Here is a 21211-nt window from a genome sequence, read left to right on the forward strand (position 1 = left end):
TAGGAGATAAAGAGATGAAAGGTTTAAAAAGAGTTCTGTTATTCTTTGTAATCTTGCTTGTTTCAGGTACAATTGGCATTCAATTTACTTCGGCAAGTGGTCTGAAGGAAAAGAAGCTGGATGATCGAACGGTATTTAATCATACAGAAGGAACTTCCGTGATCAAGAACCTCAAAACGGGGCAGACCTATATTTTTAATCCGAAGAGGAGCAAGGAGCGCTTTACTCCGGAATCAACATTCAAAGTGCTCAATGCACTGATTGGCCTCCAAGCCAAAGCGGTACGAGATGAGTATGAAGTGAAGCGATGGGACGGGATTACTCGTGAGATTCCGGACTGGAACAGAGACCATACACTCGCATCCGGAATGAGGTATTCTGTCATTTGGTATTATCAGGACATGGCTCGTGATATAGGACAAGAGAGAATGCAAGACTATGTCACAAGAGTTGGGTATGGAAACCGGGACATCAGTGGTGGAATTGATCATTTTTGGTTAAGCAGCAGTTTAAAGATTTCCGCATTGGAACAGGTTCAATTTATGGAGAGACTCGTCAAAGAAAAGCTTCCTTTTGATGAACAGGTGATGAGAACCGTTAAAAGAATCATGATTAATGAGGAAGCTGATTCGTACGTTATCCATGGAAAAACGGGCACACGTTTATCTGATATGGGACTAGGGTGGTATTCCGGATATGTCGAAACCAAGAAGGGGAAGTGGGCGTTTGCCACCAATGTAGACAACAGCGGTACGGTGGCAAAGACCATTACTTTAGAGGAACTGAAAGACTTGAAAATTATTAAAGACTAAGAATAAAAGGACGAACGGGTTTTGTTCGTCCTTTTTCTTGTAGAGTTATCGTGATATTCCCAGTAGGCTAAGTTCTTCATCAATTTGCTTAAGGTCAATTCGTTCAAACAGCGGGGATACGCCGGAAACAACAATATCTTTTGGAGTAACCATTTTCCATGATGCACCACCGTCCAGCTTGAGCGCCTCACGTACTTTTTGACTGGAAAAAGGCAAAAAGGGTTCCAGAAGCTGTGCGAGATTAGCAATGATAACCACACAAGTGGCGAGTGTCCCGTTGACCCCTGTTTGATCTTCATCCTTGATCTGCTTCCAGGGCTGCTGCTCATCAAAATATTTATTGGCAGAACGGATGTAGGAAAAGATCTCGTCCAGTCCTTCTCTAAAGCGCGATCCTTCGATAAGAGAGCCAATTTTATCATAGAGAGGAGGCAGCTCGTCTATTGCAATGCTGGCGATTTTTCCATCCGGAACTCGGTCCTGGAACGACCTTTCGATAAACTTCAAGGTGCGGTTAACGAAATTCCCGTATGCTCCAAGTAGTTCACTGTTGTGGCTGTAAATAAACTCACGCCATGAAAAATCGGTGTCACGATTCTCTGGTGCATTGATCGTCAGAAAGTAACGAATGGAATCGGGATGATATCGTTTTAAAAGATCCGGAACCCATACTGCCCAGTTTTTGCTGGTTGAAAGCTTTTTCTTTTCCAATGTCAAGTATTCATTCGAAACGATATGCCGGGGAAGGGCAGGATTCTCAATTCCATGCAGGATCGCCGGCCATATAACGGTATGAAAGGGAATATTATCTTTGCCATGTACATAATAGGTTACGGTATCCTCCTGCCAGAACAGAGAATCATCTTTCCCTGTCAGCTGCGCCCAAAGTTTACTGGCAGAGTAATATCCGGAAACCGCTTCAATCCACACGTAAACTTTCTTATCTTCATAGCCTTCAATCGGAACTGGAACACCTACAGGAAGGTCACGCGAAACGGCCCGGTCGATCAGCCCTTCCCGCAGATAACGTTTGGTCAGCTGGATGGCATTAGTACGCCAGGCGTGCTTCTTATCTGCTTCTTCCACATCTTTTTCGAGTACCTGTTGAAAGGAGCGGAGAGCAAAGTATAGATGATCGGTCCGCTTGAAGACGGGTGGCTTTCCGCAAAGTTTGCACGTTCTGTCAAGGAGGTCTGCCGGATCAAGGATCGTCGAGCAGTTGTCACATTGATCTCCCCGTGCATGGCTTCCGCAAACCGGACAGGTGCCTTCGACATAACGGTCAGGAAGAAATTGTTCATAGGTTTCGCAATACGCCTGTTCGATTTCTTTAGAATAAATGTATCCTCCCTTGTATAGAGAAAGAAAGATTTCTTGAACAATTTTATGATGATGAGGATGGTCTGTGCGGGTATAACAGTCATACGAGAATCCTAGCGAGTTAAAGCTATTTTCAAACTCCGTGTGATAGCGGTCCGCTACTTCCGCCGGTGTTATGCCTTCCTGTCTTGCCCTGATCGTAATGGGGGTTCCGTTGCAGTCGCTGCCTGATACATACAGCACCTTTTCGCCTTTTAACCGGTAATAACGCGCCAGTATATCTCCGGGCAGCAAGCTTGCAATGTGACCTGTGTGAAGAGATCCGTTCGCATAGGGCCATGCCCCTCCAATAAAAATAGCCATCAGTATTCCTCCTCATTGTTGAGCCCGGTTCGTACTACCCTTTCCCGGAGCTGCTGTTATTCATACTAAACAACAAAAAACCCGCCCATATCTAAAAAACAGATAAGGACGGGGTCGGTCTGCCCGTGGTACCACCTTTATTCATGAGAGGCTTGCGCCTGTCATCTCAGCAAGTACGGAGTGAGTAAAAAGAGCACTCGTATACTGTGGTTTTGATAACAAGTGCCACCACTCGCTGCTCCCTACTTACAAGGTTCTGATTTCAGGACAGAGCTCTGAGACCATGTTCGAATCTTCATTATTGCTTCTTTTCAGCTGCCGAAGCTCTCTGTGTAAAAATGGTTAGATTCTACTCTTTCTCATCATCGCTTTTTTTATAAAGGAATTGTTTCCTTATTATAACAGGTTATTCTCTTTCAGTGAAAGCCTTTGTATATTCGGGTAAAAGAAGTAAACTATGGGAATGGATAATAAAACAAAGGCACTGATCCAACCAAGAGGTGTAGAGATATGAGAAAAGGGAAATGGAGCCTGCAGTTCACCATTATGATCCTGGTTTGCGGAGTCGTGGCGCTCTCGCTTTTTGTAACGGATATTCTGATCAGCCGCACAGTTTCCGAAACGATTGAAAAAAGCCAGGGTGAAAAAGCGGAGAATATTGCACGTACTGTTGCCCGTACTCCTCTGGTTATGGGGGCTTTGACAGGAAAAGATCCGGAAGGGTCTGTGCAAAGCTACGCCAATAAGATTCGAAAAGCAACAGGTGTGGAGTTTATTGTTGTCATGGATAACAAAGGAATCCGCAAATCCCACCCGGATCCCTCCAAGATTAACCGTAAGTTCGAAGGTGGAGATGAGGGACAGGTTCTAAAAGGAAAAGAGCATATTTCCATTTCGAAAGGAACTTTGGGGAGATCGCTGCGTTCGTTTACTCCGGTTTATGATGAAAAAGGCAAACAGGTAGGAGCTGTGGCTGTGGGCATCTCATTACAAACCGTTCAGGAAGCTGTAATAAAAAACAGGCTTAATATATATACCGGTACACTTTTTGGAATTTTAGCCGGTATTCTTGGCGCCGTTTTACTGGCAAGATATATTAAAACCATATTGTTCGGGCTCGAGCCGGTCGCGATTGCCAAACTGTTGAAAGAGCGCAGTGCCATCCTGCAGTCGGTTCATGAAGGAATTATCGCTGTTGATCCTGAATCAAGGATTACCCTTGTCAACAAAGCGGCGAGGAATACATTAAAAAAAGCAGGCATTCCCGATAATCCGTTTGGGAAGAAGGCGGAGTACTTTTTTACGGCATCGAAGCTGGAAAAAGTACTGAAAACAGGGAAGGAAGACCTGAATGAAGAGATGGACTTAAAGGGCACGCATCTTTTGGTAAACAGATTGCCGGTCATCGTGAATGATCAAATCGTCGGTGCAGTATCAACCTTCCGGGACAAGACGGAAGTCCAGCAGCTGGCTGTTCAATTAACCGGCGTGCGAATGTATGCCGAAGCGCTGAGATCACAATCGCATGAATTCATGAACAAGCTCCACGTCATCCTTGGCATGGTACACATGAAGGATTATGATCAATTATCCCAATATATCAGTGAACTTGTAGGACGCAGCAGGGATGAGATGAATTCCATAACCGAGTACGTTAAAGATCCGGTACTGGCCGGGTTTTTGATCGGGAAAATGAGTCATACACGGGAAAGGGGAGCACGATTGAATGTATCCTCCGATTTTCCCTTGCCGGAACCTGCTGACTCGGAAATCACCCATGAATTGATTACGATCGTCGGGAATTTAATCGATAATGCTGTGGATGCGGTCGAGAAAAGGCCGGTAAAATCCATACACGTTATGTTTGATTATGCTGACGAGATATTAACCATCGAAGTGCGCGACACCGGAACGGGCATCTCAACGGCCGATTTGGATAACATTTTTAATAAAGGATACTCGACAAAAGGAGAAAACAGGGGTATAGGTTTGCATTTGTTGAAGGAAAGTCTGGCAAAATTGGGAGGGGAGCTGGACTACTCTTCAAAAGTAGAGGAAGGAACGAAATTTGTGGTCTATATTCCATATAAAGCAAAGGGGATACAGGATGATTAGGGTAATGATTGTGGAAGACGATCCAATGGTAGCGGAATTTAACAAGCGTTATCTTGAACAAATTGAAGGGTTCGAAGCGGCTGTCATCTGCCGTTCTGCAGAAGAGGCGATGAAGGAACTGGAGAATCACAGTGTAGAGTTGCTTTTACTCGATATTTTTATGGCTGGGCAAAGCGGTCTCGACCTTCTTGGGTATATACGTAAAAGTGAGAAGGAGATAGACGTGATCGTTATTTCTGCAGCATCGGATAAAGAAAGAATCCAAAAGGCCATGCGGCTCGGGGCGGTTGATTACTTAATCAAACCGTTTGAATTCCAGCGCTTTAATGCGGCTTTGTCTTCCTATAGGGAAAAGTCGCTTTCTTGGAAGGACCAGAAGACGTTAAACCAGGAAGAACTGGATCAGCTGATTCACCATCAAGAGGACAAACTGCTTCCCGAAGAATTGCCAAAGGGTTTATCACAGGAAACGCTTAGAGTCATCTGGGACGTTATTGAACAATTAAGGTCTACGGCATTCTCAACAGATGATATTGTGTCCCAAACAGGGATTTCCAGGGTTTCCGTGCGAAAGTACCTCAAATTTTTAAGCGACATAGGTTTGCTTGAGGTTAACATTCATTATGGAACAGTTGGACGGCCGGTTTCACAGCATACCCTTAAAGAAGATCAAACGCATAGAATTCACCATTATTTGTAAGCAGCCCTTCCCGCTGCTTACTTTTTTTAATTACATAATGCTTAACTAAGTGAAATAAACTGGTGGAATGTGCGTAATGCTACTAACATAATACAAGTAAAAATGAAGTGTATACCGCTGTAATAAGCCTGACTGATTACAGGCTGAATATACGTTTTTTTGATAGGTGAATGGCTGAGGTTCGAATCGCAGCTGTTCTTTATTTTGGTTATGCTTCAGTAAACTTTTTAGAAAGAAGGATGTTTCATGACGAATGCAGTTATGACAAGAAAAGTTCTCAAAACAACCTTGAAGGGGAAAGAGGTTCTCAGCAACCCCTTTATCAATAAAGGCGTTGCTTTTACAAAGCAGGAAAGGGAAACGCTGGGTCTGCAGGGCTTGCTGCCATCTCAAGTGCTGAACCTGGATGAGCAGGCCAAGCGTGCGTATGAACAGTTTTCTGCTCAAACAAGCAATATCCGCAAAAATGGACTTCTTTATGATCTATACAACCGAAATGTAGTTCTTTTTTATCGATTGCTTCAGGATCATTTAAGTGAAATGCTTCCTATTATCTATACGCCAACGGTCGGGGAAGCGATTCAAAGGTACTCACATGAATATCGCCGTCCAGGTGGACTGTATCTTTCCATTGATGATCTTGAAGGTATGGATCAGGCATTTGAAAATCTGAATCTTGCAGGAAGCGGTGTTGACCTGATTGTTGTAACAGATTCCGAAAGTATTTTGGGGATTGGTGACCAGGGAGTGGGCGGTATTAACATCGCGATTGGCAAATTGGCCGTTTATACTGCAGCTGCAGGAATTGATCCAAGCCGTGTGCTTCCGGTTGTGCTCGATGTAGGTACCAATAATCAGGCGTTGATTGAAGATCCTCTTTACATCGGTAACAAATTCAGCCGGGTTCGCGGCAAACGCTATGAGGATTTTATTGATGAATTTGTTCAGAAGGCCACCACATTCTTCCCTGATGTCCTGCTTCATTGGGAAGACCTTGGCAACGTGAATGCAAGAAACATCATCGACAAATATGGTGATCAGATTTTAACCTTCAATGACGACATTCAGGGTACCGGTGCAGTGACGCTCGCGGCCATCATGTCTGCACTTCAGGTAACGGAAGTTCCTCTGAAAGATCAGCGGGTTCTTGTCTTTGGACCGGGAGCTGCAGGAATCGGGAATGCAGATCAGATCGTTGAGACCATGACGCTTGAAGGATTATCTCTACAAGAAGCCTATGACCGTTTCTGGGCTGTAGATTATCGTGGCCTTCTTACCGATGATGATGATGTATTTAAATTCCAGAAGCCTTACACTCGAAAAGCGGAGGAAGTGAAAGACTGGGAACGAAATGAAGAAGGCATTATTCCCCTATTGGAAGTCATCAAACAAGTGAAACCAACCATCTTAATTGGTACTTCTGGACAAGCAGGAGCGTTCTCAGAGGAAGTTGTAAAAGAAATGGCTAAGTATGTGGAACGTCCGATTATTATGCCAATGTCCAATCCAACACCTTTAGCAGAAGCGACTCCGGAAGACTTGATCAAATGGACAAACGGCAATGCCTTAATCGCAACAGGAAGCCCGTTCCAACCTGTTGATTATGAGGGTGTGTCCTATGAAATTGGACAATCCAACAATGCTTTTGTTTTTCCGGGTCTGGGACTTGGGGCAATTGTCGCAAAAGCAAAAGTTATTTCAAAAGGAATGCTGGCAGCAGCTGCAAACGCGGTAGCCGGAATGTCGGACAGCAGTACACCAGGTGCATCGCTTCTGCCTTCCATTGACCAGCTTCATGAGGTTTCGAAGGCTGTGGCCATTGAAGTGGCTAAGACAGCAATCGCAGAAGGCATTGCCTCGGCCGATAGTTCTGACATTGAGCAGGCGGTATCCGAAGCGATGTGGAAACCGGAATACAAAACCATCACAACGCTTGCGATGTAAGGTTTATCCTATTCAGGGAGTACCCTGCCTCCGCCTCATTAAAAAGCTAAGGCGAGTTCTTCCTGCCATTTTTAAGCAACGCCAATTTTAGGGGAAAGTGAAGTGCAGTTATTATGTCTATAGGGAGTATTTTTTTAACATTGATCCCGATCTTTTTTACGATCATCATCGGATATATGGGCGGCTATTTTAAGGTCTTTAACAAAGATTCCTCGAAGGGCCTGAATACACTGGTGACCAAATTTGCTTTGCCAGCCCACTTGTTTATCGGAATTACGTCAACATCCAAAGAAACGCTGATCAGCCAATGGGCGTTCTTTTTAACAATGACGCTTTGTATTATCGGGTTTTACATCATTATGCTGATTATCGCCCGTTTTGCCATTAAATACGATTTAACAAAAGCGTCCATGTTTTCATTGAACTCCACCCAGCCAGCATTTGCTTTCATGGGGATTTCCGTTCTGGGAAGTTTATTCGGTGCTCAGGAAGTGGCCATTCCGATTGCAGTAACTGGTATTGTGGTCAATGCACTGCTTGATCCACTGGCTACAATTGTTGGTACCATCGGACAAAGCGGCAAAGGAAAAGCAGAAGGTGAGAAATCAGGCAAACTGGGCATCATTCTTCATGGACTGAGTGAACCGTTGGCTTGTATTCCATTGATTGCCGTGGTTTTGACCTTGTTTGGTTTCCAGGCACCTGAACTGATGAAAAGTGCTTTGGATCAAATTGGTTCAGTTACATCTGGTGTCGCTCTGTTCGCGGTCGGTGTAACGGTCGGTATCCGCAAAATCAGCTTCCAGCCAGTTGCGGTCGGCATTTCAGTGTTAAAAGTAGTAGCTCTTCCGTTATTCATGGTTTTGGTTTCAAACGTGATCGGACTTAATCACGCTGATACCGTAAAGGCCATTTTGCTTGTGGCATTTCCAGGCTCCGCCGTTGCTGCTATGATATCTACTCGTTTTGATTCTTTATCTACTGAAACAGCTTCTTCGTTTGTTATCAGTACAATTTTATCGTTAATTTCATTGCCGATTTATATCTCTTGGTTAATGTAGAGCCCTTTTACTCCCTCCCGATCACGGAGGGAGTTGTTCATAAAAAGTATGCTCAGTTTTTCACAAACTTATTATAGCGCACTTTTTTCTTTTTGAAAAGTACTTTCCCCTGTTGAAAAATATCCAAAACCTGTAAAAATAGCTCATTGTGTCTATTGCCTGGTCCTATTTTTACAGCATACAATTAAGTTATCTGAAAATTTAAAATAGAACAGGGGATAAAGAGATGATGAGAAAGAAAATGATTTGGCCCGCTGCAGCAGCTCTCGTTATTACCATGGGTGTGTCTGTCTGCCAGCAAGGAAGCTCTACCGCTCCAAGCTCAATGGTAAAAGCTCAAGAAATCAATGCGAAAGCAAGGGCGGATGCCTATTTAAAAGAACAAGCGGGCGCATTAAAGCTGCCTCAGGATCTGTCCGGTCTTTCTTACGTCAATACCGTGCAGACAGAGGCGGGGAGCTACGTGAGATACCAACAAACGGTCAATGGGTACCAAGTATTCGGCAGACAGCTTGCAGTAACAGTAGATCCTTCTGGAGAATTTTCTCTTGTGGTTTCGGACTATATTCCCTACACATCAGTTGAACAGGTGGAGGACAAGCTTTCCAAAGGCCAGGCGGAGTCCAAAGCTCATAAATGGATAGGAGACAAAGGGAAGGGAGATTGGGGAACGACAAAGAATACGTTTGGCTATGTGATCCAAAATGGAATGGCCATACCAGCATACAAGGTTATTGTTCATGCAAAAGAACCTTTTGGCGCATGGGAAACCATTGTTCACGCAGGAACAGGAAAATTGTTGAAAAAGAAAGACTTAAACCAAAAAGCGATAGGGTCGGGACATGTATTTTATCCGAATCCGGCAGAGTCAAGCGGAAGTGCCTCTAGTCTTGTGGATAATAACGATGCCGATTCCCCGGAATTAACCGCACAGCTTAAAAGGGTGGCGTTGCAGGGACTTGATGGATCAGGTACACTTACAGGTGATTTTGTTAATGTCTATTCCAAAGCAAAAACAAAAAACAAAAGCAATGTTTTCCATTATACCCGGTCCGATGACCGGTTTGAAGATGTCATGGCTTACTATCATATCGACCGGCTGCAACGCTACATTCAGTCGCTTGGCTTCACAAATATCAATAACCGCTCTATAACAGCCAATGTGAACACATATAAAGGAGATAACTCTTTTTACAGCCCGACCAAAAAAGACCTGACCTTTGGATCAGGCGGTGTAGATGATGCAGAGGATGCAGGGGTTATTGCCCATGAATATGGCCATTCCATGCAGGATAACCAGGTTCCGGGGTTTGGAGATTCAATTGAAGGTGGCTCCATGGGTGAAGGCTTTGGGGATTATCTCGGTGCTGTTTATGAAGACGCACTTTCCGGAAATTCCTTTGGAAGAGCTTGTGTAGCCGAGTGGGATGCGACCTCGTATTCCGCAGGCGATCCCCCTTGCCTGCGAAGGCTCGATGAAAACAAAGTGTACCCGAAAGATGCGATAGGGGAAGTTCATGCCGACGGAGAAATCTGGTCTCAGCCTCTTTATGAATTGGCAAATGCACTGGGACGGGATGCTGCCACCACAATCATATTGCAGTCTCATTGGTCGCTTACCCCGAATGCATCATTTAATGAAGGGGCCCGTGCCATTAAACAGGCAGACGAGCTTCTTAACCGCGGGAAAAATGGAAAGTTGATTGACCGGATCTTCAATGCCCGGGGATTATCTACAAAATAATAAAATCCATAAAAAAAGAGCCGGCCGGCTCTTTTTTTGATTAAAGATGTGTTGGAGTGTCGCGGATTACGCCGTGCTCGGCCTCAAAGCTTCCGTTACTTGCAACTGCACCAATAAGCGCAGTCAAAACCAAAAATGTTCCAAAAAGAATTTTTGCTGTCTTCATCTTAAATACCCCATTTCTTCGATTTTGGTTTTAGCGCGGAACGCCTGGTAAAAATAAGTACTGGCTTTTTCAAATTGTTTTTCATGATGAAGAAGGGTAGCAAGAGATTCTGTATAGTCCTGCACAAAACCCCAAAGCTGTTTTTCTTCAAAGTATTTCAAATGCTCACTAACAATCTGTTCAATTTCCTCAAAAGGAAGATCAGAGTACTGGGCATTTAAAATTTGGAGGTGATGGAGATACTCTTCATTTTGAACGTTGCTGCACACATCCATGCCCTGATGAAGATAATAAAATCCATTTCCCTTATCATTCATCTTGAAGTATTCACGTGCAAGCAGAAAGGAAAGCTTGTGAGGAATAAACTTTTTACTGTACAGTTCGCCGAGATGCCGGATGGCGATATCGGATAAATTTTGTTCAGAATAAAGAAATCCCAGGTTATAGCGAATAAAGTTAAGCAATTCTTCGTTTTTAAACTTTTCTGCGATATCCAGAGAATCTAAAAAATGCTCTTCTGCCTGTTCATATTGTTTGAGGCTGAGGCTGCACAAGCCCAGGATGTTTTCACAATCAGCGCATCTTAAATCATTCTTTGAAACTTCTTCAAACGTTTCCCTTGCCATTTTTGCATAACTGATGGCAAGCAAAAATTTGCGGGTATGGTAGAAAGCGGCAGCCGCTTTATAATAGAATTCGGCTACTTCAATTTTATCCTCCACACAGCCTAAAAAACGCTCTGCGATCTGATATCTGGAAACAGCATCCACGTGCCGGTTCATGCTGGATGCAAACATGCCGTTAAAAAAGTGATAATAAAATGCCATTTCAGGGGAAAGTTGTCCTTCAAGCAGTTCCAGTTGCTGCAAAAGGACTTCGGTGTCGTCATACCTTTTATGGATGAGTGTATACCGCGTCTCCAGCAGAGAGTGCCACAGCAGTTCCTGATGATCCAATTCGGCAGGATCAAGCAGTTCCTGTATCTCAATATTTAATTCCTCGATAACTGCCAGATTCCGATCCCTCATACTTACATTCCATCGACTGAACAATTCAATGACTTCAGACGCCTTTTCTGTTTGTAATATCATGATAACTCCCCTTAAGAAGGTTATATAAAAATAGTAGCATATAATGGAAAAAGTAAACTTGGGAAAGTGAACCCAAAAATATTATAATAAGTGAGGTGTTTATGACCCCATTTTCCCAAGTTTTTATAAAATTTAGATTTAATTGTTTCGCATAATGGTGTTTATGATTGTTGCTGCCGTGGTATGTAGCTATGAGGAAGGTGTAAGTAATGTATAAATTTTGGGTGGCCATACCGCTTCTGCTGTTGGGGATATGGCTCGGATATGAAGGACAGGATAAGGCGGAAACCTCCGAAAAAAAGGCAAAGGCAAAGGATTCTGAGTCCATCCACACGCTATCCAGTGTAATTGTTTCAACCAATCAATTACATCATACCGACCAAAGGATTTTGTTGGAGCAAGTCATTTCAACGGATCAGCTCTTTCAGGACCAGCCGGTGAGGAAAATTCAGCCCCAAAATAATAGAAATCAGGCTGAAAAAGAAAAGGTGGAAAAGACGGAGCGTAAAGCATTAGAATCTAAGTCCGAAAAGAAAGAGAGAAAAAATACAGAGAGACCAAAAGACAATAATGACCATAAGGGCAAGGAAAAAAAGGAGAAAGAGAAGCAAAAAGGAAAGCAAAAAGGAAAGCAAAATGGAAAGCAAAAAAAACAAATCAAAAATATGAAAGAGATAGAATCTTCTGGGCCTGATAAGCACCCGTCTAAAGGAAAGCCGGACAAAACGGAAAAGAAACCGAAGAAACCGGAACCCCCGCAAAATGAAGATCCAAAGGATAAACCGGTTGTCGAGAAGAAGCCGGATCCTGCAGGAGATGAAGAAGCAAATGATCCTGGTGATCAAAAAGGGGCGCCGCCGCCAAGTGAAAATAATGGGAATGATCAGCACGAAGGCTCAAATCCATTAACTATGGAAAAACAGGATACTGAATAAACAAAAAAGCCTTTACTAAAGAAAAGGCTTTTTTATTTCCAAAAATCAGCTGTTTATTGAATGATTGGAGGCACTGTAAGTGTATATATTTACCGGAGCTGAAATTAAACAAATCGATAAAGTTGCTCAAAAAAGCGGGCTTGATGTTTTCGCATTAATGGAAAACGCCGGGAGAGCCTTATTTGAGGAAATGAAGAAGCACATTGGCGAAACAGACCGGATTTTGATCATGTCAGGAAAAGGAAACAATGGCGGTGACGGAATTGTACTGGCCAGGTATTTGCAGCAGCATGGCTATTTATGTGAATTGGTTTTTCCTGTAGGTACACCTAAAAGTGAAACGGCACTGAAGCATTTTGCCCACTATACCTCTTGCGGACGTAAAGTATCGGAGATCGAGGGAACATACGATGTTATTGTTGATGCACTTCTGGGGGCAGGAGCGACTCCTCCACTACAAGGTGAAATACAAAAGGTGATCCACTGGGCCAACGAACAGCATGCTCTTAAAATTGCAGTTGATCTTCCAACGGGTGTATCGGCAGATGAAGGAGGAGCTGACGAAGCGTTTCAGGCGCATTATACGTACTGTCTCCATGGCTATAAGCCTTCCGCTTTTTTGGAAGGCAGCACGGATTTTTATGGAGAAAAAAAAGTGCTATCCATTGGGCTGCCTCAAGAATCAAAGTGGCAGGTATGGACAGAAGAACAGGTGAAACGGACCTTTCATAAAAGGGAGCAGGGTGCGCATAAGGGAACGTTCGGAACAGGCCTGCTGCTAGCTGGTTCGGATGAAATGCCGGGAAGTGCTCTTCTTGCAGGCATTGGCGCTTTGCGGAGCGGGATAGGAAAACTGACGATTGGGACAAGCCGGTTTGTGGCAGGCATTCTGGCTGGCCGTATTCCAGAAGCTATGTATGCGCACGACGGGCTTGAAAAAGTAGTGGACGGCCAGGTGCCTAAAGGAATGAAAGCTTGTGCCATCGGGCCGGGGCTTCAAGATCAAGAAGCCGTCGAAGGGGCATTAAAGGTTTTGTTTCAATCCGATCTCCCCCTTATTATTGATGCCGGTGCACTTGGAGAACGCCAATATCCGAGCAGGAAAGCTGAGATTGTCCTGACTCCCCATCCTGGAGAATTCAGCAAAATGACAGGAGTTCCGGTACCTGATATTCAAAAAAAACGTCTGCATTATGCCCAAAAGTACGCACAGGATCAAGAAGTTATTACTGTTTTAAAAGGAAGAAATACCGTCATTGCCTTTCCGGATGGAGATCTGTTTGTCAATGAAACTGGGAATGCAGGACTTGCGAAGGGAGGCACCGGCGATACACTAACCGGTATGCTGCTTGCTTTTGTCTCTTCGGAAAAAGACATCAAATCGGCCGTGGCAAATGCTGTTTATTTTCATGGCTGCAGTGCTGACCTCTGGGAAAAAACAAAAGCACAGCGCGGATTATTGGCCAGTGATGTAAGTGAACTGCTTCCCGTAGTCATGAAGAAGTTTGAATAACAAGCAAAGGAGAAAAAGTGGTTTTAAGGAGGGGGAGAATGGATAAACATTGATTATGTATGTTTTGTCAGATTAAGTCGAAAAATACCGAAAGGAGGAGAAGAAGGGTTAACGGAAATCACTAAGGAGGAAATTATGTCAGACCAAGGACCATTCAAAAAATCGATATCATTGTTAGATCTTATACTCATTGGACTAGGAGCTATCTTCGGATCAGCCTGGCTGTTTGCTGTAAGTAATGTGGCATCAAAAGCTGGGCCGATCGGCAGTTTCTCATGGATTATCGGCGGCCTCATCGTTCTCCTCATTGGGTTTGTTTATGCCGAACTGGGTGCGGCTCTCCCTCGTACAGGAGGTATTTTAAGGTATCCTGTTTATTCTCATGGACCGCTGGTAGGCTATTTGATTTCTTTTATCACCATTGTTGCCTACACAAGTTTAATATCAATTGAGGTTACGGCAGTACGACAGTATGTTGCCTATTGGTTCCCTGGCCTGACAAAGTCAGGATCGGATTCTCCCACAATCGCCGGGTGGCTGCTGCAGTTTGCATTGCTATGCTTATTTTTTCTCTTAAATTATTGGAGCGTTAAAGCTTTTACGAAATCCAATATTATTATTTCGATCTTTAAATATTTTGTTCCTCTAACCATTATTACCGTGCTGGCGTTCCATTTTAAGTCGGGTAACTTTTCTGCAGAAGGGTTCGCACCATTCGGTTTTCAAGGGGTTCAGGCGGCCATATCAACGGGCGGTGTGATGTTTGCCTATCTTGGTCTTCATCCCATCGTTTCTGTTGCTGGAGAGGTGAAAAATCCACAGCGGAATATCCCAATCGCGCTGATCGTATGTATTGTACTCGCGGCCATCATCTATACACTTCTCCAGGTTTTGTTTATTGGAGCGATTCCAACCGATATTCTTTCAAACGGATGGCCAAAAATTGCACAAGAGTTCTCGCTACCATTCAAAGATATTGCCGTTGCCCTTGGATTGGGTTGGCTTGCCACCATTGTCGTGTTGGACGCCATTATCTCCCCAGGTGGAAACGGAAATATTTTTATGAATACCACATCCCGCCTTGTGTACGCCTGGAGCCGGACGGGGACGCTGTTTAATGTCTTTTCAAGAGTAAATGAGAAGACAGGGATTCCAAGGCCATCATTGTGGCTGTCTTTCGGAATGGCGGTTTTTTGGACGCTTCCGTTTCCATCATGGAATGCCCTGGTTAATGTATGTTCCGTTGCATTGATTCTTTCTTATGCGATTGCTCCGATTTCTTCGGCAGCGTTCCGCATTAACGCCAAAGATCTTCATAAGCCTTTTACATTAAAGGGAATGAATATTATTGCACCTTTATCGTTTATCTTTGCCACGTATATCGTTTACTGGTCGGGCTGGAAGACGATTTCATGGCTGATTGGCTCGCAGCTTCTCATGTTTCTCATTTATTTGTTATTCTCCAAATTTGTTCCGAAAAAGGATGTCAGCCTTGGTCAGCAAATTAAGTCATCCTGGTGGCTCATTGCCTACTATATAATGATGATGCTAATCTCTTACATCGGATCGTTTGGAGGCGGCAAAGGAATATTGAGCAATCCATGGGATTTGATTATTATCGCCGTCGGTGCGCTCGCCGTTTATTTCTGGGCGAAGCATTCAGGTCTTCCGAAAGCTATCATTGATAATGATGACGAAGATCTTGCGGGGGATGAGAATCCAGAATTAAAAGGACCCACGGTCTAGAGCCAGGTAAAGAACGGAGGAGCCTTCTCTGACAAAGGGGAGGGTTCTTTATCCATTTAAAGTTATTATAGTTGACAGGTGTGTAGTAAAGAATTAAATTTAATTTTGCGTTGCAAATGCAGATAGGAATATTGGAGGGAAATACATGACATCACGAGAGTTTACAGAAGTGCTAAATGAACGGCATTCCGTTAGAAAATATGATCCTGAAGCAGAACTGACAACAGAGGAAATCACAGAATTACTTGAAGATGCGGCAAAGGCTCCATCATCATGGAATCTGCAGCATTGGAAGTTTCTTGTGATTCATGACCAGCAAGCTAAGGAACAATTATTGCCAATTGCCTACAACCAGCAGCAGGTGGTGGAGGCAGCGGCTGTTGTTGCAGTTTTGGGTGACCTTGAGGCAGACCAAAATGCTGACAGGGTCTATCAGGGGGCAGTCGATGAAGGTTACATGTCAGAGGAAGTAAAAACGACTCTTGTGAGCCAGATTAAAGACGCGTATGCTACAAAACCTGATCTGGCAAAGGATGAAGCCATCCGTAATGCTTCTCTTGCATCCATGCAGCTTATGCTGGCAGCAAAAGCCAGAGATCTCGATACGTGTGCCATGGGCGGATTTAATGCCGAGGAGCTTGTCCAATCATTTGATATTCCTGAAAGATATCATCCTGTAATGCTGATTTCCATCGGAAAAGCAGTAAAACCTGCTCATCAGACGGCACGCTTTCCCATTCAGGAAGCCATCGTCTGGAATAAATTTTAATACGTGAGCCATCAAAACAACTTTCCTCTGGGAAGTTGTTTTTTTATACACTTTTTTATACATAATTACTTGACGTAAATTAGTTATTTATTTAAACTTGCTAACATTAAGTAATTTAAGGAAACAAATATTAATTGGTTGGAGGTTATTTGAAACGATGAGAGGGAAAGATGCAGGAGCATTTATTTTAAGAATTTTTATCGGGATTGCTTTTTTAATTCACGGGATTTTAAAATTTCAGGGGGGAATTGGTAATACAGCAGGCTGGTTTGAAAGCATTGGTTTACCTGGCTTTTTAGCCTATGTCGTTGCGGTTATTGAGCTGGTGGGAGGGATCTTAATGATTCTGGGATTGGGAACCCGGTTGCTCGCCTTTTTGTTTGCCGTGGTTCTGCTCGGTGCGATTCTTACGGTAAAAGCACAAGCGGGCTTTACTGGAAACGGCCAGGCAGCTGGATATGAACTTGATCTAGCCTATTTGGTCATCTCTGTATTTTTGTTGTTGAATGGCAGCCGTTTGTTGTCAGTCGGTGCCTTGTTCCAAAAAAATAAAACCGATCATTACCAATAAAAAAAGTACCAGCTGGATAAAAGCTGGTACTTTTCTATGCTTATTCGCCGTTTGTTACAGGAACAGCGTTAAAATATTCTTCGAGTGTTTCATGCTTGGCTACAATCTTTTTGGAAACGGATGTTCCGACATAACGTATATGCCAAGGTTCATACTTATAGCCTGTGACGTTTTCCTTGCCTTCGGGATACCGGATAATAAAGCCGAAATCAGGAGCATTCTTTGCCAGCCACTTTGCTTCTGGGGTGCCCCCGAAACAATCCTGTGCAGGACATTTGCCCCCATCGCCAGCTACATCAATGGCCAATCCGGTTTCGTGCTCACTGGTGCCGGGCAATGCGCTGTATGTGCGGGCTTTTTCGTAGCCATCCCGTTTGGCATAATTGTTAAAAAGAGCCGTTTGGGTGGCATGTGAACGGTAGGCGGATACGCCGGTAAGATTAATCCCGTCTTTTTTTGCAGCCGCAAACATATTTTCAAGAGCCGTTGCAGCTTCTTTTCGCATCATTCGTTTTTCAATTTTCTCACTGAAAATAAAAGGAACATCTGGATAAACAAGGTCTGACGGACTATAGTCTTCCGGAAGCTTCGAACGCTTGTTTACAAGTACCGGAATGCTTTCAGGGTGTGCCACCACAGAAACACTGTCGTCATTCTTGGCTGGAGGCTTTGGCTTTTTGTGATCCTGAGTCGGTTCGCTTGGATCGTTCTTCTTTTGCTCTTGTCCGTCCTTTGATTCGGGATCCTGGCTTACTTTTCCACCACTATTTTTTGAATCATCGCTTGGCTTGTTTTGGTCTGCATTTTTGTTATGTTCATTTGTTTTGGACTGATCTTTATTTTTTTGTGTTTCTTTTGCATGATCTTCAGTATTGTGAGATGTGCTTTCTTTTTTTGCAGGCTCATCATTTGAGCAGCCTGTAAAAAGAACTAAACTCAAAGCTAAAGATATGCCGGATGCCATTTTCACTTTCATATGTAAAACTTCCTTTCAGATGACGTTCAAAAAAATACTTTACCATCTTTTAAGATGAATGAAAAGAGGAATTTAACCTTATTATAACTAAAATTCCCACAAGACCCTCGGATGAAACCGAACGTTATATGAACTACTGATGAATCAATGAACCAATTCGTTAAACTTTCATAAAATAAATCATTAAAAATATTAATTTTTATGTTTAACCCTAGTATAGGGAGGGAATAGAGTTAGAAACTTGTTAAGGAGGGATGGACATATGGAAATCAATCAAGTTGAGCAGCCCGTTTCGAAGCAAATAACGCAGTCCGTTCCTAAGCAGCCGTTATTAAGGGCAGCGGGGACATTGGAGAAACCGGATGAAAACAGAAAACCAGAGTATGAATTGACCTTTCTAAACCCAAATTGATTTACAGGAGACAATGCAAATGTTGAATTAAAAGGCCTGAACCCCAATTTCACAGGAGTTCAGGCCATTTATTATGGATTAAAAAAGATTTTCCAGCAGAGAAGCCCCGTGTTATCCTGAATATGGAAGAAAATTCGTAAGGGGGATGGCGATGGAATTCCATGAGGTTATTACGACCGAAGAGCAATTTGAAGAGCTGCAAGCCCAATGCGGCAGCCCCAGTATCCGTGCAGCCAATAAAGTCATTGATCGATTGGATGAAAACTGTGTACATTTTATTTCAAAGTCTCCATTTCTTTCATTGGCCACTTATGGAGCGGATGGGCGTTGCGATGTTTCACCCCGGGGGGATCAGCCAGGCTTTGTAACCGTATTGAATGAACATTACTTGTTCATTCCTGAGCGCAAGGGAAATAACCGGTTGGATTCAGCAAAAAATATTATAAAGAATCCTGCAGTCGGATTGCTGTTTATGATTCCGGGCATGGGAGAAACCTTACGAATCAATGGCAAAGCGATGTTATGCCGAGATTCCAAACTGTTGGAGCGACACGAGGTTAACGGAAAACCTCCACTTTTCGGTGTAGTTGTAAAAGCAGAGGAATGTTTTATTCATTGCGCCAAGGCTTTTATCCGTTCGGGAATCTGGAATCCCCAAACGTGGCTTTCCAAGGAAGAAATCCCATCTGCAGCCGCGATCATGGCAGCTCACATGAATATACCGGCCATGAGTGAGAAGCAGGTGGCTAAAGGATTGGAAGAGAGCTATAAAACCCGGCTATATTAAAAAGGAATGCCCTTTGGCATTCTTATTTAATTTGTCTCTTTTTTAGGATGAATAACGTTTTAAAGCTATGATTCGAGCCCTTGCTTGGTACCAGTCTGCAGCTGGTGTTTTTACGGTAGGCTGGCTATAGCTGCGTTTGCCACTTTTAAAATTTTTGATTTTACAAAAATAAAGGAAAATACTAGATAACGAGAGAAGAAAAGTAGAATCGTAAACAGAAACCGGGAGGCGGTCTATGTGAATCATAACGAAGAAGTTAGAAATGAAGTGCTGGAAATGGTAAATGACTTAACGGACAATCAATTAAATGAACCTGAAGAAAAGGGAAGGTGGTCCATTATGCAGACACTTCACCATCTCTACCTCATGGAACGGTCGGTGGCGATCATTGTCTCAAACCGTCTGAAAAGCAAAATAACAACTCCTGCCGAGAGGAAGCCGATTGACAGGACGGTGGATCGAAGTGTGAAAGTCAGTGCGCCTGTGTTTGTGGTTCCTACGAAAAAGTACATGACCCTGGAAAAAATGAAAAACAAATTGGAAGAATCGAGAAATGAGCTGAATAAAGTGGCTGCCGGCGCAAATCAGGAAGAGCTGAAACAAAAATCGTATCCGCATCCTGTTTTTGGCCCGATGCCGTTGGAGCAATGGATCCCATTTGTCGGCTATCACGAAAAAAGGCATTTGGAGCAAATTAAGGAAATAAGGGACAAGGTGCTGGCGAGGATATAAAAGATCCACTATAAAACAGAGTTGACTTATCGGAATACTTCCACTAAAATGAATACAACAAAAACACAATAGGAAAAGCTGATCAGAAAACTGAAGGCACTTCTTTGCGATGCAGGGCAGTGTCTCTTTTACTGTGCTCTGCTGCGCTGGCAGGAAAGGAATCTTCAGCAAGAAGCTCCTGGCTTTTCTCGACTTTGGAGGAGTTTTCGATATGTCATTTAGCTTTGTAAGCCATCTTGTATGTCCAAAATGCTCTAAAACCTATGATCACAATGAACTTCACCAGCTTTGTACCTGTGGTTCACCTCTGCTTGTGGAGTATGATCTTGAGAGATTGAAAGAGGAAGACACAATTATTGATCAAACACGCGATGACCTTTGGCGTTATCATAAGCTGCTGCCGGTTACGAATGAGGAACATGTTGTATCTCTCGGTGAAGGAATGACCCCTTTATTGCCGATGACTAAGCTAGGTGTAAAATTGGGAATCGAATCGTTATATATGAAAGATGAAGGTCTCATACCTACGGGTTCATTCAAAGCCAGGGGAGCAGCAGTAGGGGTTTCAAAAGCAAAAGAGCTGGGGGTGGCCCAGCTCGCGATGCCCACCAATGGGAATGCAGGAGCCGCATGGTCGCTTTATTGCGCGAGGGCGGGGATTAAGCCGACGATCGTAATGCCTGTTGATGCACCGGTCATTACCCGGAAAGAAACGGCAATTTCCGGAGCAGAGCTTTACCTTGTGAACGGCCTGATCAGTGATGCGGGAAAAATGGTTGCCAATCTGGTAAAAGAAGAGGGATTCTATGATGCTTCAACATTAAAGGAACCCTACCGGATCGAGGGCAAGAAAACGATGGGTTATGAAATTCTTGAGCAGTCCGGAAGCGAAACGCCGGACGTCATCCTGTATCCTACCGGCGGAGGCGTTGGTTTGATCGGTATTTATAAAGCATTAAAGGAATTTAAGGAACTTGGTCTTTTTAAAGGAAACACGTTCCCGCGTCTTGTAGCCGTTCAGGCAGAGGGATGTGCTCCTATTGTGAAAGCGTGGGAGGAGCACAAAAATGAATCAGAATTCTGGGAAGACTCCAAAACAGCAGCGTTCGGCATTAATGTCCCAAAAGCCATCGGAGACTTTTTAGTTCTTGAAGCCATCTATGAAACCGAAGGCTGTGCGGTCGCTGTTTCAGAAGAAGAAATTCAAAAAGCGGTGGGCCATGCTGCTGAACTTGAGGGAACTTTCATTTGCCCGGAAGGAGCGGCCACATTTGCAGCGGCCAAAAAATTAAGAGATAAAGGCTGGATTCAGCCAGGGGAACGCGTAATTTGCCTGAATACCGGTCAGGGGATCAAATATCCGGATACTGTGGAAGTTAATCCGCTTGTGCTCCAGCCGGGCGAGGATCTTCCGAGAAATAAAGAGAAGGTCAATTAAAAGACAAAATAGAATA

19 protein-coding genes and 1 other annotated feature are annotated in these 21211 nt (G+C 43.7%); of the genes, 15 read left to right on the plus strand and 4 right to left on the minus strand.

The window, feature by feature from the left end; translation table 11 throughout:
- Positions 1–14: 14 nt before the first annotated feature.
- A complete protein-coding gene (gene blaOXA / locus BLT53_RS00635) occupies positions 15–812 on the plus strand; it encodes a class D beta-lactamase (protein WP_090231993.1) in 798 nt (265 codons plus the stop codon).
- A 45-nt stretch (positions 813–857) separates the two neighbouring features.
- Here the strand turns inward: blaOXA and metG are convergent, their stop codons facing one another.
- Positions 858–2495, minus strand: a complete 1638-nt coding sequence (metG, locus tag BLT53_RS00640) for a methionine--tRNA ligase (RefSeq protein WP_090231995.1) — start codon at positions 2493–2495, stop codon at positions 858–860.
- A gap of 101 nt (positions 2496–2596) precedes the next feature.
- Positions 2597–2870: a binding site (T-box leader), on the minus strand.
- 135 nt (positions 2871–3005) lie between these two features.
- Between metG and dcuS the strand changes: the two genes are divergently transcribed.
- The 5 genes from dcuS (at position 3006) to BLT53_RS00665 (ending at position 10059) form a co-directional block, all read left to right on the plus strand.
- Positions 3006–4610: a DcuS/MalK family sensor histidine kinase gene (dcuS, locus tag BLT53_RS00645; RefSeq protein ID WP_090231996.1), complete on the plus strand. Its 1605-nt coding sequence runs from the start codon at positions 3006–3008 to the stop codon at positions 4608–4610.
- The gene (locus BLT53_RS00650) at positions 4603–5310 is read left to right on the plus strand and encodes a response regulator (protein WP_090231998.1); all 708 of its coding nucleotides are present in this window, start codon (positions 4603–4605) and stop codon (positions 5308–5310) included. Before dcuS ends, BLT53_RS00650 begins: the two co-directional genes overlap by 8 nt.
- 246 nt (positions 5311–5556) lie before the next feature.
- Complete coding sequence (locus tag BLT53_RS00655) at positions 5557–7254, plus strand: NAD-dependent malic enzyme (RefSeq protein WP_090231999.1); 1698 nt, start codon at positions 5557–5559, stop codon at positions 7252–7254.
- A gap of 113 nt (positions 7255–7367) precedes the next feature.
- Positions 7368–8315 carry an AEC family transporter gene (locus BLT53_RS00660; RefSeq protein ID WP_090232001.1) on the plus strand — a complete coding sequence of 316 codons (948 nt, stop codon included), beginning with the start codon at positions 7368–7370 and terminating at the stop codon, positions 8313–8315.
- Positions 8316–8541: 226 nt separating this feature from the next.
- Complete coding sequence (locus tag BLT53_RS00665; RefSeq protein ID WP_425284645.1) at positions 8542–10059, plus strand: M36 family metallopeptidase; 1518 nt, start codon at positions 8542–8544, stop codon at positions 10057–10059.
- 40 nt (positions 10060–10099) lie between these two features.
- Here the strand turns inward: BLT53_RS00665 and BLT53_RS25560 are convergent, their stop codons facing one another.
- Entirely contained in the window at positions 10100–10225 is a 126-nt protein-coding gene (locus tag BLT53_RS25560; protein ID WP_280138787.1) for a hypothetical protein, read from the minus strand.
- Positions 10222–11316: a tetratricopeptide repeat protein gene (locus BLT53_RS00670; protein ID WP_090232003.1), complete on the minus strand. Its 1095-nt coding sequence runs from the start codon at positions 11314–11316 to the stop codon at positions 10222–10224. The genes BLT53_RS25560 and BLT53_RS00670 overlap by 4 nt, the downstream gene beginning before the upstream one ends.
- Before the next feature lie 209 nt (positions 11317–11525).
- On the opposite strand from BLT53_RS00670, the gene BLT53_RS00675 reads away from it, so the two are divergent.
- The 5 genes from BLT53_RS00675 to BLT53_RS00695 all read left to right on the plus strand — a co-directional run bounded on the left by BLT53_RS00675 (position 11526) and on the right by BLT53_RS00695 (position 16850).
- Positions 11526–12251, plus strand: coding sequence for a hypothetical protein (locus tag BLT53_RS00675; protein WP_090232004.1), 726 nt, complete (start codon positions 11526–11528; stop codon positions 12249–12251).
- 79 nt (positions 12252–12330) lie between these two features.
- Positions 12331–13764 carry an NAD(P)H-hydrate dehydratase gene (locus tag BLT53_RS00680; RefSeq protein ID WP_090232006.1) on the plus strand — a complete coding sequence of 478 codons (1434 nt, stop codon included), beginning with the start codon at positions 12331–12333 and terminating at the stop codon, positions 13762–13764.
- A 135-nt stretch (positions 13765–13899) separates the two neighbouring features.
- Entirely contained in the window at positions 13900–15510 is a 1611-nt protein-coding gene (locus BLT53_RS00685) for an APC family permease (RefSeq protein WP_090232008.1), read from the plus strand.
- Between the two features lie 145 nt (positions 15511–15655).
- The gene (locus tag BLT53_RS00690) at positions 15656–16279 is read left to right on the plus strand and encodes a nitroreductase family protein (protein ID WP_090232009.1); all 624 of its coding nucleotides are present in this window, start codon (positions 15656–15658) and stop codon (positions 16277–16279) included.
- A 157-nt stretch (positions 16280–16436) separates the two neighbouring features.
- A complete protein-coding gene (locus BLT53_RS00695; protein ID WP_090232011.1) occupies positions 16437–16850 on the plus strand; it encodes a DoxX family protein in 414 nt (137 codons plus the stop codon).
- A 40-nt stretch (positions 16851–16890) separates the two neighbouring features.
- Here the strand turns inward: BLT53_RS00695 and BLT53_RS00700 are convergent, their stop codons facing one another.
- Positions 16891–17826 (minus strand): M15 family metallopeptidase, encoded by a 936-nt coding sequence (locus BLT53_RS00700; RefSeq protein WP_090232013.1) that lies wholly within the window; start codon positions 17824–17826, stop codon positions 16891–16893.
- A 262-nt stretch (positions 17827–18088) separates the two neighbouring features.
- Here BLT53_RS00700 and BLT53_RS24870 point away from each other — a divergent pair, with 262 nt between their 5' ends.
- From BLT53_RS24870 to BLT53_RS00715, 4 genes are all read left to right on the plus strand, one after another.
- Entirely contained in the window at positions 18089–18238 is a 150-nt protein-coding gene (locus BLT53_RS24870) for a hypothetical protein (RefSeq protein WP_156412545.1), read from the plus strand.
- A gap of 151 nt (positions 18239–18389) precedes the next feature.
- Entirely contained in the window at positions 18390–19025 is a 636-nt protein-coding gene (locus BLT53_RS00705) for a pyridoxamine 5'-phosphate oxidase family protein (RefSeq protein ID WP_170834180.1), read from the plus strand.
- Positions 19026–19262: 237 nt separating this feature from the next.
- The gene (locus tag BLT53_RS00710) at positions 19263–19757 is read left to right on the plus strand and encodes a DinB family protein (RefSeq protein ID WP_090232016.1); all 495 of its coding nucleotides are present in this window, start codon (positions 19263–19265) and stop codon (positions 19755–19757) included.
- 211 nt (positions 19758–19968) lie between these two features.
- Complete coding sequence (locus BLT53_RS00715; protein ID WP_090232018.1) at positions 19969–21195, plus strand: threonine synthase; 1227 nt, start codon at positions 19969–19971, stop codon at positions 21193–21195.
- Positions 21196–21211 lie beyond the last annotated feature (16 nt).

Source organism: Fictibacillus solisalsi (assembly GCF_900103485.1).
In the GTDB taxonomy this organism is placed as follows: domain Bacteria; phylum Bacillota; class Bacilli; order Bacillales; family Fictibacillaceae; genus Fictibacillus_C; species Fictibacillus_C solisalsi.